Below are 13,205 nucleotides of genomic sequence, written 5' to 3' on the forward strand. Positions count from 1 at the left end.
AACTTTCTACATTATTGACCCTGAAGGGGAGTACAAGTTGAACTGTCAATGTACTTACAAGGCATAAAAATGCCAGTCAGCCAAACTGACTGGCATCAATCATCTCAGCTTGTTTAGCAAACTTACTTCACTTCTTTACCGGCTGCCTGCTGGTCAGCATGGTAGCTTGAGCGAACCATAGGACCGCATGCCGCGTGCACGAAGCCGATATCTTTCGCGTAATCGCCAAGAGCATCAAATTCGTTCGGGTGCACATAACGTTTCACCGGGTAATGGTGACGGGAAGGTTGCAGGTATTGACCCAGAGTCAGCATGTCCACGTCGTGGGCACGTAAATCACGCAGTACACCTTCGATCTCTTCGTTCTCTTCACCCATGCCCATCATCAGGCCGGACTTGGTTTTCACGTCAGGGTGCTGAGCTTTAAACTTCTTCAGCAGATCCAGAGACCACTGATAGTTCGCGCCCGGACGGCATTCTCGGTAAAGGCGAGGAATGGTTTCAAGGTTATGGTTGAATACATCCGGAACACCGCTTTTGAAAATCTCCAGTGCACGATCCATACGGCCACGGAAATCCGGTACCAGTACTTCAATGGTGGTTGACGGACTGTGTTCACGTATTGCATTAATACAATCAACAAAGTGCTGAGCACCACCGTCTCTGAGATCATCACGGTCTACTGAAGTAATCACCACGTATTTCAACTTCATTTCCGCAATGGTCTTAGCCAGTTTTTCCGGTTCTTCGGCACTGGGCGGTAATGGTTTTCCGTGAGCGACATCGCAGAAAGGACAACGACGTGTACAAATATCACCTAAAATCATGAAGGTGGCAGTTCCGTGGTTAAAACACTCAGCCAGGTTAGGGCAGGAGGCTTCTTCACATACGGAATGCAGTTTGTTTTTACGCAGCGTCTGTTTGATTTCGTCAATACGATCAGTTGTACGTGGAAGCTTAATCTTGATCCATGACGGTTTACGAAGCATCTCCTCTTTTTCGGTAGGGACGATCGTAATCGGAATATGTTTTACTTTCTCATCATCGCGGAGTTTTACCCCGGCTTTAGGACGTGCGTTACTCATCAAAACCTTCTTTGTTTATGACTTCCTGAATATTTAGAATATTCAGAAGGTGTTGCGTGAGAGCCGGGCCTGCAATTTCCAGCGAATCAGGCCCTGCTAACCGCGCAGTATCAATCATTTCCATGCCGGCATAGCCGCAGGGATTAATCCGGTTGAACGGAGCTAAGTCCATATTAACATTGAGTGCGAGTCCATGGAATGAACAACCTTTACGGATCCGTAATCCTAAGGAACACACTTTCCGTTCATCAACGTACACACCGGGGGCATCTTTCTTAGCGCGGGCTTCTACACCGTAGTCTGCCAGTAATGCAACCACTGCATCTTCCATCGCCGTCACCAGCTCCCGCACACCCAGTTTTCGACGCTTAATATTCAGCATCAGGTAAATAACCTGCTGGCCGGGACCATGGTAGGTAACCTGACCGCCACGGTCTACGTTGACTACAGGAATATCTCCCGGCATCAATATGTGTTCGGCTTTACCCGCCTGACCCTGGGTAAACACAGCGTCATGCTCTACCAGCCAGATTTCATCGGTTGTGTCTGCGTCACGCTCATCGGTGAACGACTGCATTTTTTGCCACACCGGCAAATAAGACTGACGGGCTAACTGACGGACAATTACAGGATGATGTGTTGCGGTCACTTACAATACAACCCTGACCAGTTCAATTTTAGCCAGCTCGGTATAAATGGTTTCCATGTGCTCTTTACTGGTTACACGGACACTCACCGACACAGAATGGTAGTTACCTTTAGCACTGGGCTTAACGGTAGGAGAGTAATCTCCCGGCGAATGCTGCTGCAGACAGGTAATCACCTGCTGCGGTAATTCTTCATGGGCTACACCCATTACTTTAAACGTCTGGAAACAGGGAAAATCCAGCAACTCATCGAAACGGGTATCCATTACGATATCCTTACTTCTTTATATAAACAAAACGGCCAGATTATAACAATCTGGCCGCTGATCAACTAGCACTACTGACCGGTTATTCGTCCCAGCCAAGCTGCAGCATGACATAATCAACCATACGATCGAAGAAACCACCTTCATTCACTTCCTGCAAAGCAACAAGGGGATAGTTGGCAACGTCTTCGCCGTCCAGTTGCAGGTAAAGTGTGCCAACCACCTGGCCTTTTGCCAGTGGCGCTTCCAGTTTCTTATCTAACTCAAAACTGGCTTCCAGGTTACCTGCCTGGCCACGGGGAATGGTAATGGGGGTAGATTGATTAATTCCAAGGTCTACAGTTTCGCGGTCACCCATATAAATGCGGTGAGCAACGAAGCTTTCACCGGCTTTATAAGGGGTTACAGTTTCATAGAAACGGAAACCGTAACGCAATAATTTTTTGTTTTCTTCTTTTCGGGCGCGTTCACTGTCTGTGCCCATCACAACAGAAATTAAACGCATATCACCTTGTTTGGCCGAGGTGATGAGGCTATAGCCTGCGTCAGAAGTGTGACCGGTTTTAATGCCATCCACATTCAGGCTCTGATCCCACAGCAAGCTGTTACGGTTGTACTGTTTGATACCGTTGTAGGTGTACTCTTTTTCGCTGTAAATCGCGTAGATTTCCGGCGTCTCAGCGACCAGCGCCTGAGACAACAGCGCCATGTCCCGCGGCGTTACGTAGTGATCGGGGTCGTGCAGGCCGTGACTGTTCACAAAATGTGAAGAAGACATACCCAGCGCCTGCGCGTGGGCATTCATCATGCTGGCAAAAGCACTTTCAGAACCGGCGATATGTTCAGCCATAGCAACGCAGGCATCGTTACCGGACTGAATAATGATACCGCGAACCAGGTCGGCCACTTTTACCTGTGTACCCACCTCAATGAACATTTTTGATGATTCCGGAAAATTCTTCGCCCATGCATTTTCAGAAATGGTTACTTCATCGTCCATGCTGATATTGCCGGCTTCCAGCTCTTTTCCGATGACATACGTCGTCATCATTTTAGTCAGACTTGCAGGCGGCAACTGCATGTCTGCATTTTTCTCTGCGATAACCTGACCCGTTTCGTTATCCATCAGCACGAAGCCTTCAGCGGCAACACTTGGCGGCGGCGGGATCACGACGTTGGCGTGGACTTTGGCAACATAAGACATGCACATCATGATAAACATGGTGAGCATGAAAGACGGTTTAGCGCGATTTATAATTTTATGCATGGGAATATCAATTACCGTTTTTTATTTAAGATAAACTGTTTTGAATTTTAACGTAAGCAACAAGCCTGGACCAGAGTCAGTGCAGCTTTGTTCCTTATATAAAGAGCAAAGTGATTCAGATGCTGATTTGTACCTTAAAAGTCTACCGGATTACAGTGTTGCTGACCGATTTACCCGGCAAATCCACAAGTTCGGCAGATGAATGCCATATTTACAGGTTGCCGCCCACAGTATAAGCACCGGGATAGCCATTTTTCTGCAAATCATCCAGCAGCATTTTTGCCTGAAAGCGGTCAGCCAGCGGGCCCAGTCGTAATTTGTAGATATTATTAATTAGCGGTATTTCAGCAGGCACCTGATAAAGTTGGGACAGGACGGTAGATACTGATTTGGCACGTTCAGGATCACTTACTGCGGCGACCTGAATATAAAGCCCGTCGTCAGCAGCAGAAACCGGCTCAGCTTCCGGCTCTTCAGGCAGAGGAACAATGCCGGCATATTGTTCATAGCTGACAGTAGGCTGATTGCCTACAGTCACCTGATTGTTCTCATCAAAATGAATCACTTCCAGCTTCACCTTTGCCGTGCCGTGCTGCTGGTAATCCAGCTTTTTCGCTGCGGCATAAGACAAGTCGATAATCCGGCTGGAATGAAAGGGACCACGATCATTTACCCGCACAATGGCTGTTTTGCCATTACTCAGGTTAGTCACTTTAACAAATGAGGGCAGCGGCAAGGTTTTATGTGCCGCTGTCATTGCAAACATGTTGTAGGTTTCACCGTTAGAAGTGAGATGCCCGTGAAATTTCTGGCCGTACCAGGAAGCCAGCCCGGTTTCCACAAAACCTTTACCGGATTGCAACGGAAAATATCGCTTATCCAGTACTTCATAGGGGCGGCTGTTCCATTCACGGTAAGGTTCGTATTGCGGATCTGCGTCAGTGTAATCCGGCTCGTCATACACAAACGTTGGGGCTGAATCGCTGTGCTGGGCATAGCGACCTGAAGACTGGCAGCCGCATAACACGACTGCACATAGCAGTAAGATACAGTATTTAGCGCACATAACCGGTTATCGGGATAAGAATCTTTTTTGTGTTCCGATTGCCATCAGAATGCCAAAACCTGCCATCAATGTCACCATTGACGTACCGCCAAAACTAACCAGTGGCAGTGGCACTCCTACTACGGGCAGTAAGCCTGACACCATACCCATATTTACAAACACGTAAACAAAGAAGGTCAGGGTTATCGAACCCGCCAGTAACTTACTGTAGGCGTCCTGAGCACGGTTGGCAATGATCAGGCCGCGAATAATGATAAACAGGTAAATCGCGAGTAATCCGATGACGCCGGTCAGACCGAATTCTTCACTGAAAACTGCAAAAATAAAATCGGTGTGACGTTCCGGCAGAAACTCAAGCTGTGACTGGGTTCCCTGCAACCAGCCTTTGCCCTGAAGGCCGCCGGAACCAATGGCAATTTTAGACTGGATAATGTGATATCCGGCGCCCAGAGGATCGGATTCAGGGTTTAGAAATGTGATTACCCGCTGTTTCTGATATTCCTGCATCAGAAAAAACCACATTACCGGTGCAAACGCACCACCCATGGCGGCAACAATACCAATAAGACGCCAGCTCATGCCTGCCAGAAAAATAGCAAAAATGCCCGAACTGGCAATGAGAAGTGACGTCCCTAAATCCGGTTGTTTAGCGATGAGGATTGTGGGTACGATAACCAGAGTGAAGCCAATGCCTATCTGAATAAGACGGGGGGGCAGGGTAAATTTACTGATATACCACGCCACCATCATGGGTACGGCAAGCTTCATCAGTTCCGATGGCTGAAAACGAACAAATTTGAGGTCAAGCCACCGCTGGGCACCTTTACCCACGTCGCCGAATAAAAGCACAGCAATCAGCATCAGCAAGCCGGCAATGTACGCGTAAGTGGATAACCGCCTGTAGGCCATAGGTGGTACCTGCGCCATGACGCACATCACACCCATGGCAATACCGAGACGGGCAAACTGCCGTTCCATCTGGCCGGGATCCTGACCGGAGGCCGAGTAAAGGGTATACAGGCCGACCACCATTAAAACCAGCAATCCCAGCAACAGCCAGCCGTCAATATGAAGCCGTTCGAGTAGAGTAGACTGATTTTGCTTTATCGTTGTACGTTTCATTCAGCCTGTTCCTTTGACGCTTGCTCCGGCGGTACGTAATCAGGCTGCATAAAGTCCCGTTCGCGGAAGAAAAAGTCAATAACCTGACGGGCTACCGGCGCGGCATTGGAACTGCCGCCACCGGCATTCTCAACCACAACCGCCACAGAGACTTCAGGTTGCTCGTAAGGGGCGAAGGCCACATACATGGCATTATCACGAAGATGTTCAGAAACCTCTTCTTCGTTATAAGATTCGTTTTGGCCCACTGAAAAAAGTTGTGCTGTACCGGATTTACCCCCGGACTGGTAAGGGGCATCAGAGAATGACTTGCGGCCGGTACCTTCATCTGAATGATTAACATCGTGCATGGCACTGAGCATTAGGTCCCAGTTTTTTCTTTCTTTCACCATAATCGGACGCATGGTTTTTAAAGGCTCCTGCGAGACCTCGCCATTTTCACTCATGAATCCCATCATAATTTGCGGAACAAACCGTTCGCCGTGGTTTATCAGTGTATTTATTGCCTGATTCAACTGGATCGGTGTCGCGGTCCAGTAACTCTGGCCAATCCCTACAGGAATCGTATCACCGATGTACCAAGGCTGATTAAAACGGGCACGTTTCCAGCCGCGGCTTGGCATATTGGCGTCGGATTCTTCGTACAAGTCTACGCCGGTGTAATCGCCGAAACCGAATTCAGACATCGCATCACTGATGCGGTCAATACCGAGCTTGTAGGCAAGGTCATAGTAGAAAGTATCGCAGGACATCATAATGGCCCGCTCAACATTCACTTTCCCGTGCCCCCATTTTTTCCAGTCACGCCACACATGGCTGACGTTGGGGAGCTTGTAACGTCCGGTGTCATTGATAGTGGTCTTTGGTGTAATGACACCGTCCTCAAGGCCCACCAGACCAAGCAGAGGCTTGATAGTGGAAGCCGGCGGATATTGTCCCTGCGTAGCGCGGTTAATCAGAGGCCGGTCAGGGGAATTAAGTAAGGCACTGTAGTTTTTGCTGCTGATCCCGTGGACAAACAGGTTAGGGTCGTAACTCGGGCTGGAATACATGGCCAGTACACCGCCGGTATCAGGCGCCGAAACGACCAAAGTACCCCGCTTACCATCCAGCGCTTTTTTTGCAGCCAGCTGCAGGGCAAGATCAATATTCAGCACAATGTCTTTACCTGGCACCGGCGGATCAACACTCAACGTACGGATTATCCGTCCCTGACTGTTAACTTCTACCTGCTGATAACCGACCTGGCCGTGTAAGTCTTCTTCATGGTATTTTTCGATACCCAGTTTACCGATGTCGTAGGTAGCTGCGTAGTTATCTTCCTGACCGGCTTCCTGCAATTTCTGTAAATCTTTCTTATTAATTTTTGCTACGTAACCAAGTACGTGAGTAAGCGTTTCACCGTAGGGATAGTAGCGCGAAAGACGGGCTTCCACAGAAACACCCGGAAAACGGTGTTGCTGGGCAGAAAACAATGCCACTTCTTCTTCATTTAGCTGGGTACGCAGAGCAATGGGCTTAAACCGTCGTTGCCCGCGGTATATTTTGAGAAAATTGTCCCTTTCTTCCTGCGTGATCCCCATGAGTGCAGACAGGCTGTCAAGGGTGTCGTCCAGACTGTCGACTTCTTCAGGAATGACTTCCAGGCTGAATACCGGCCGGTTTTCAGCCAGCAAAATACCGTTGCGGTCGTAAATCAATCCCCGGTTAGGCGCAATGGGCAGAACCTTTATGCGGTTACCGTTGGAGCGGGTCTGATAAGCATCGTGCTGTTCCACTTGCAGTACGTAGAGGTTACTCACCACGATACCGAGCATGGCAAACACAATAAGCAGTGAAACAGCGGCGCGGCGGGCAAACAGGTTCGCTTCCGCTGTATGGTCACGAATCGCCTGACGTTTACGGGCCATGACTATTCCCGGTGATACGGATGGTTCTGGGTAACAGACCAGGCGCGATACAAGCTTTCCGCCACAATGATGCGCACCAGAGGGTGGGGTAATGTCAGATTAGAAAGTGACCAGCGCTGTTCCGATGCGGCAATACACTCAGGAGCGAGTCCTTCCGGGCCTCCGATGAGTAAACTTACGTCACGCCCGTCCATCTTCCAGGCATCGAGTTGTCTGGCAAGTTGGGGGGTATCCCATGGCTTACCGGTGACTTCCAGTGTGACGATGCGGTTTCCCTTGGGGATTGCCGCCAGCGTTGCTTCTCCTTCCTTTTGAAGGATGCGCGGGATATCTGCATTTTTACCACGCTTTCCCGCGGCAATTTCAGTAAAGCTGACAGGCATGTCAGCGGGAAAACGGCGCACAAACTCATCAACACCTCTGGCAACCCAGTCAGGCATTTTAGTTCCTACCGCAACGATTTGAATTTTCACCGTTTTACAACTTCCCGGTTGAGCGATTTGAAGTGATAAGTCTTGCCGGAACGCCGCTGACAGTCAACGCCGTGGCATACTGATGGCTGATGTTCAGCCCCAGAGCTTTTCAAGCTGGTAGAAATCTCTCGCTTCATCCTGCATGACGTGCACGATGATGTCACCGAGATCAACAAGAACCCATTCACCGGTCTCTTTGCCTTCAATGCTCAGAGGCGGATGTCCGGCCTGTTTCATTTCTACATGCAGATTATCCGCGATAGACACCACGTGTCGCTTGGAATTACCCGAGCAGATAATCATCAGGTCAGTAATTGTCGACTTACCTTTTACGTCCAGTTGAATGACATCACGGGCTTTCATGTCGTCGATTTTATCTAACACGAATTGTTTGAACTGGTTACTGTCCAAAAGTTCTCCTCAAATACACAAAAAATTAACGTACAACATTTTAACTATAGCGAATTTTACCGCAATTCCCACACCGGTGTCAGTGCAGGTCCGGCATCAAAGTTAATCCGTTAAGCTCTATGCCCATGAACAACATACAAAGGTGTGCAAGCTTGATATAAGGCCTTTCCACTGTATTTTGTTTAAAAGCAAAGTCGGCCTGTTCCAGCGCCTCTCTGATATGGACAAGGTGGGCAGCGCTCAGCCGGTTCAGTGCCGACTGATAACAGCCCTGACGATTTTTCCAGATCCCGAACTTCATCCACTGGACAGGTTGTCCGGACGATCTGACTTCGTGTAACTGGCTTAAGGTCTGCCATTCACGAATAAATGCCCAGATCAGGATATTAGGTTCAATGCCTTCACTTTCCAGACGGTACAACATGCGGATACAGCGCTGCCGGTCTCCGTTCAGCATGACATCAACCAGCTGAAATACATTGAATCTGGATTGATCGACAATGGCCGCTTCTACCTGTTCAGGTGTAATGGCCTGTCCGGCATAAACCAGCGATAACTTCTGGATTTCCTGATGAGCGGCCAGCATATTGCCCTCACACATATCTGCAATCATGCGGACACAGGCTGCATCGCCGTTAAGTCCGGCTTTTTGCATAGTCTGCTGGATCCATGTGTGAAGATTATTACCTTCCAGTGCATAGCAAATGGAATGAATGCCGGTATCGTCAAGGACCTTGAACCACTTGGCTTTCTGCACATCTTTGCCAATACGGGGACCGTGGATCAGTAACAGAATGTCGTTACCCAGATTCGCTGCTACCGATTGCAGGGTCTGACTACCCTCAGTACCGGGTTTTCCGGTAGGTAGTTCCAGTTCAATAATCTGTTGCGAAGCAAATAAAGACAGAGATTGTGTAGCCTCAATTAACTGACTCCAGTTAAAACCACTGTCGGCAACTAATACTGTCCGCTCAGTGAAGCCCTGAGCTCTGGCTTTTTCCCGCACCGCTTCGATCATGGAAAATTTTTGCTGTGGCTCATCACCAAACAACAAATAACAAGGCTTGAGGCCTTTATCGAGTTCCGCTTCAAAACGGTTCGGATAGATTTGCATAACAGTTGTTTATTCCGCCACTGCCTGAGAAGACTGGCTGGCTATACGACGGATAATTTTGTCTGCCGCTTCATCCCGCATTTCGCTGAGAACCAGTTCCAGTTCCCGGGATTTTGCCAGCACCTGTTCAGGATCATCCTGATAATCCCGCAATACTTCAAAATACGCGGGCAGGGGAGCCTTGTCAGGGAAGGTCACTGTATAACGGACACCGTAAATAAGCTCGTATTCAGCTACCTGACCGGTAGAAAACACGGACAATAAACGCCGTTCCAGTTGCTCCGGCTGAATGTTGATCAGAACTGACATGTCCGGAGACGGGCTGTCTGCCAGTGTACCGCCGTGGAGGTCGTACACTGCCAGTTTTTTCTTCAATGCTCTGGCCAGGGGCGCATGGGCCTGCGCAGACGTTACTGCAACGTAATTAACCGATGGCGGCAACGCTTCATTACCGCGCAAATGAAAGCCGCAACCGGTAAGAACCAGTGCGGCTGCGCCTGCTGTTACCAGCCGGAAGAACGTCTTCATCAGTTAGCTACAATGTTAACCAGCTTACCGGGTACTACGATGATTTTGCGCACCGTTTTACCTTCGATAAACTGTTGAACATTGACCTGGGCAAGGGCGTCTGCTTCGACGGCTTCTTTTGCCGCATCTGCTGCCACGGTCATTTTAGCGCGCACTTTACCGTTAACCTGCACTACAATCAGCTTCTCATCTTCTACCAGGGCAGCAGGATCAGCTACCGGCCAGCCGGCATATTCTACAGGTGTATCATGGCCAAGTGCCTGCCACAGGTGATGACAGATATGCGGCGTGATGGGGTTTAGCAAACGCAGCACGCCTTCGACCGCTTCACGCATAATAGCGTGGTCAGTTTCAGACTCCTGAGGTGCCTTTTGCAGATGATTCAGCAATTCCATTACCGCAGCTACGGCAGTGTTGAAGGTCTGACGACGACCCAGGTCATCACTGACCTTGGCAATTGTCTTATGCACTTCACGACGTAACGCTTGCTGATCTTTATTCAGTGCTTTTGCATCAACCTTGCCCGGTGTGCCGGAAACTTCAATGTGCTCACTGACCAGTTTCCAGATACGTTTCAGGAAGCGGTTTGCCCCTTCCACGCCGGAATCAACCCATTCAAGGGTTTGCTCAGGTGGCGCGGCGAACATTGTAAACAGGCGTACAGTATCTGCACCGTACTGATCAATAACCGCCTGAGGATCGATTCCATTATTTTTCGACTTTGACATTTTAGTCATGCCGCCGTGTTCCACGGGCGTACCGTCGCTGGTTAGCCAGGCTTTCGTGATCCGGCCTTTATCATCTTTCTCAGTGGAAACAGCCAGCGGCGAATACCAGGTTTTCTTACCGTTTTCATCTTCACTGAAATAGGAATCTGCCAGCACCATACCCTGACATAACAGGCGCTTAAACGGCTCATCTGACTCTACCAGACCTTCATCACGCAGCAGTTTGTGGAAGAAACGGGAGTAGAGCAGGTGAAGAATGGCGTGTTCAATACCGCCGATGTACTGATCTACCGGCAGCCAGTAATTGGCCTGAGTTGGATCAAGCATGGCATCGCCATTTTGTGCGCAGCTGTAACGGGCATAATACCAGGATGATTCCATAAAGGTATCGAAGGTGTCGGTCTCACGCAGGGCCGGTTCACCGTTAAAGGTCGTTTTTGCCCATTCAGGATCAGCTTTGATTGGCGAAGTTACACCATTCATTTCCACGTCTTCCGGTAACACCACCGGTAATTCACTGGCGGGAACCGGCACAGATTCGCCGTTTTCCAGATTCAGCATTGGAATAGGAGCGCCCCAGTAACGCTGACGGCTTACGCCCCAGTCACGAAGACGGTAATTAACTTTCTTAGTGCCCACACCTGCGGCAGATAATTTTTCTGCTATTGCATTGAAGGCGGCGTCGAAGGTTAAGCCATCAAACTCACCGGAGTTAATTAAGGTGCCTTTTTCAGTATACGCAGACGCAGTTAAGTCACAGGCTTCACTGTTACCATCTGCAGGTGTAATGACCTGCTTAACCGGCAGATTGTATTTGGTAGCAAATTCCCAGTCACGCTGGTCATGGCCGGGAACGGCCATGACAGCACCGGAGCCATAGCCCATCAATACGAAATTAGCAGCCCAAACCGGTACTTCCTCGCCGGTGAGCGGGTGAGTCGCTGTTAATCCGGTATCACACCCTTTCTTTTCCATGGTGGCCAGTTCTGCTTCAGCCACTTTCGTGTTCTTGCATTCTTCGATAAAGGTTGCAAGAGCAGGGTTATGTCTGGCAGCAAATTCTGCTACAGGATGCTGGGCAGCAACGCCCAGGTATGTAACACCAAAGAACGTATCAGGGCGTGTGGTATAAACCGTCAGGGTTTCCACATCTCCGGCAGGTGTTTTCAGTTTAAAGGTAATATCTACACCTTCTGAACGGCCAATCCAGTTTGCCTGCATGGCGCGAACCTGATCAGGCCAGTCTTCAAGCTGATCCAGGTCAGATAACAATTCTTCAGCGTAGTCAGTTATTTTAATAAACCACTGAGGGATTTCTTTTTGTTCTACCAGTGCGCCTGAACGCCAGCCACGGCCGTCGATAACCTGTTCGTTGGCCAGTACTGTCTGGTCCACCGGATCCCAGTTAACGGTGGCGTTTTTCTTATATACCAGCCCTTTTTCGTACAGGCGGGTGAAAAACCACTGCTCCCAGCGGTAATAGTCAGGTTTACAGGTAGCGACTTCGCGATCCCAGTCATAACCGAAACCCAGCGATTTCAACTGTCCTTTCATATATTCAATGTTTGAATAAGTCCAGTTTGCCGGAGCCGTATTGTTATTGATGGCTGCATTCTCAGCAGGTAACCCGAATGCGTCCCAACCCATTGGCTGCAGGACATTTTTATCCTGCATGCGCTGAAAACGGCTGATTACGTCACCGATGGTGTAGTTACGTACGTGTCCCATATGGAGACGGCCGCTAGGGTAAGGGAACATTGAAAGGCAGTAGAATTTTTCTTTAGACGCGTCTTCTTCTGCTTTGAAAGACTGATTGGATTCCCAGTACTGCTGGACATCCTGCTCGATTTGTTTCGGGTTGTACTGATTTTCGGCCATCGTGAATAAGGCTTCCGCGTTGGTATTAATTACTTCGTGATTAGCCGCATAGAATACCCCGGCGCGCAGTGCACTCACAATAGGCGGGGGCTACTTTTATCCTTATCTGGCGGGATTTTAGTCAGTTTTGGCAGTGGTTAAAAAATCTGCCAGCGCTTTAAGTTGTATTCCCTGGACATGGTCGACAACAGGCGCGAGGTCTTTGTATCCGCTTTCACTGTATCCCTGAACGTGGTATCGAAGTGATATTGTTGTATCTGCGCCGGTTTGTTCAAGTTGCCAGTTCAAAGCGCCGGTCATGCCCATGGCTTGTAACGGCCCCAGTCCGCCGGTCATTACCAGCTGCTTTGCAGGGTCAACAAAACTTATCCGCATATGTTCAGCACTCCGCTCACCGGCCCGTTCGCAAAAACAACCGCCGGCACGGGCATCAATACTAAAGGTGCCCGTCCACCATGAATGGTCCCCGGGCCACCACTGGTCGACGTCGTTTATCAGCGCTCGCCAGACAGTGTCTGCCGCTGCGTTCACCGTAACGGTATTAAGAACAATAAAGCCGCCGTTACCACTACTTTCCACTTTGGCGGAGGTGTTAAAGGAAAAAATTAAACTCAGGAGGGCAAGTGCTGCAGTGGTTTTAGTCATAGAAGCTCATTATCCATAAAATTTTGCTGGCAATACGTTCAATAATTCCCATTAAACCGTAATGT

At 49.3% G+C, this 13,205-nt stretch carries 13 protein-coding genes; all 13 read right to left on the reverse strand.

Features of this window, described 5'->3' with window-relative positions; translation table 11 throughout:
* Positions 1-122: 122 nt before the first annotated feature.
* Positions 123-1,085 (reverse strand): lipoyl synthase, encoded by a 963-nt coding sequence (lipA, locus tag J3369_RS09210; RefSeq protein WP_119501113.1) that lies wholly within the window; start codon positions 1,083-1,085, stop codon positions 123-125.
* A complete protein-coding gene (gene lipB, locus J3369_RS09215) occupies positions 1,078-1,662 on the reverse strand; it encodes a lipoyl(octanoyl) transferase LipB (protein ID WP_474845973.1) in 585 nt (194 codons plus the stop codon). The genes lipA and lipB overlap by 8 nt, the downstream gene beginning before the upstream one ends.
* Before the next feature lie 72 nt (positions 1,663-1,734).
* Positions 1,735-1,998 carry a DUF493 family protein YbeD gene (gene ybeD, locus J3369_RS09220; protein WP_119501115.1) on the reverse strand — a complete coding sequence of 88 codons (264 nt, stop codon included), beginning with the start codon at positions 1,996-1,998 and terminating at the stop codon, positions 1,735-1,737.
* An 82-nt stretch (positions 1,999-2,080) separates the two neighbouring features.
* Complete coding sequence (locus J3369_RS09225; protein ID WP_232373553.1) at positions 2,081-3,229, reverse strand: D-alanyl-D-alanine carboxypeptidase family protein; 1,149 nt, start codon at positions 3,227-3,229, stop codon at positions 2,081-2,083.
* Positions 3,230-3,476: 247 nt separating this feature from the next.
* Positions 3,477-4,331 (reverse strand): septal ring lytic transglycosylase RlpA family protein, encoded by an 855-nt coding sequence (locus tag J3369_RS09230; protein WP_349585969.1) that lies wholly within the window; start codon positions 4,329-4,331, stop codon positions 3,477-3,479.
* A gap of 6 nt (positions 4,332-4,337) precedes the next feature.
* Complete coding sequence (gene rodA / locus J3369_RS09235) at positions 4,338-5,453, reverse strand: rod shape-determining protein RodA (protein ID WP_119501118.1); 1,116 nt, start codon at positions 5,451-5,453, stop codon at positions 4,338-4,340.
* Positions 5,450-7,363: a penicillin-binding protein 2 gene (gene mrdA, locus J3369_RS09240; protein WP_349585971.1), complete on the reverse strand. Its 1,914-nt coding sequence runs from the start codon at positions 7,361-7,363 to the stop codon at positions 5,450-5,452. The genes rodA and mrdA overlap by 4 nt, the downstream gene beginning before the upstream one ends.
* Positions 7,364-7,365: 2 nt before the next feature.
* The gene (gene rlmH, locus J3369_RS09245) at positions 7,366-7,836 is read right to left on the reverse strand and encodes a 23S rRNA (pseudouridine(1915)-N(3))-methyltransferase RlmH (protein WP_303574249.1); all 471 of its coding nucleotides are present in this window, start codon (positions 7,834-7,836) and stop codon (positions 7,366-7,368) included.
* Positions 7,837-7,929: 93 nt separating this feature from the next.
* Positions 7,930-8,247 carry a ribosome silencing factor gene (rsfS, locus tag J3369_RS09250; protein ID WP_119501121.1) on the reverse strand — a complete coding sequence of 106 codons (318 nt, stop codon included), beginning with the start codon at positions 8,245-8,247 and terminating at the stop codon, positions 7,930-7,932.
* Positions 8,248-8,326: 79 nt separating this feature from the next.
* The gene (holA, locus tag J3369_RS09255) at positions 8,327-9,361 is read right to left on the reverse strand and encodes a DNA polymerase III subunit delta (RefSeq protein ID WP_349585974.1); all 1,035 of its coding nucleotides are present in this window, start codon (positions 9,359-9,361) and stop codon (positions 8,327-8,329) included.
* Between the two features lie 9 nt (positions 9,362-9,370).
* Positions 9,371-9,889, reverse strand: a complete 519-nt coding sequence (locus tag J3369_RS09260) for an LPS-assembly lipoprotein LptE (RefSeq protein ID WP_349585976.1) — start codon at positions 9,887-9,889, stop codon at positions 9,371-9,373.
* A complete protein-coding gene (gene leuS, locus J3369_RS09265) occupies positions 9,889-12,495 on the reverse strand; it encodes a leucine--tRNA ligase (RefSeq protein ID WP_349586232.1) in 2,607 nt (868 codons plus the stop codon). The genes J3369_RS09260 and leuS overlap by 1 nt, the downstream gene beginning before the upstream one ends.
* A gap of 117 nt (positions 12,496-12,612) precedes the next feature.
* Positions 12,613-13,140: an SRPBCC family protein gene (locus J3369_RS09270; protein ID WP_349585978.1), complete on the reverse strand. Its 528-nt coding sequence runs from the start codon at positions 13,138-13,140 to the stop codon at positions 12,613-12,615.
* Positions 13,141-13,205 lie beyond the last annotated feature (65 nt).

The organism is Alteromonas sp. NFXS44, from assembly GCF_040148705.1.
GTDB lineage: Bacteria > Pseudomonadota > Gammaproteobacteria > Enterobacterales > Alteromonadaceae > Alteromonas.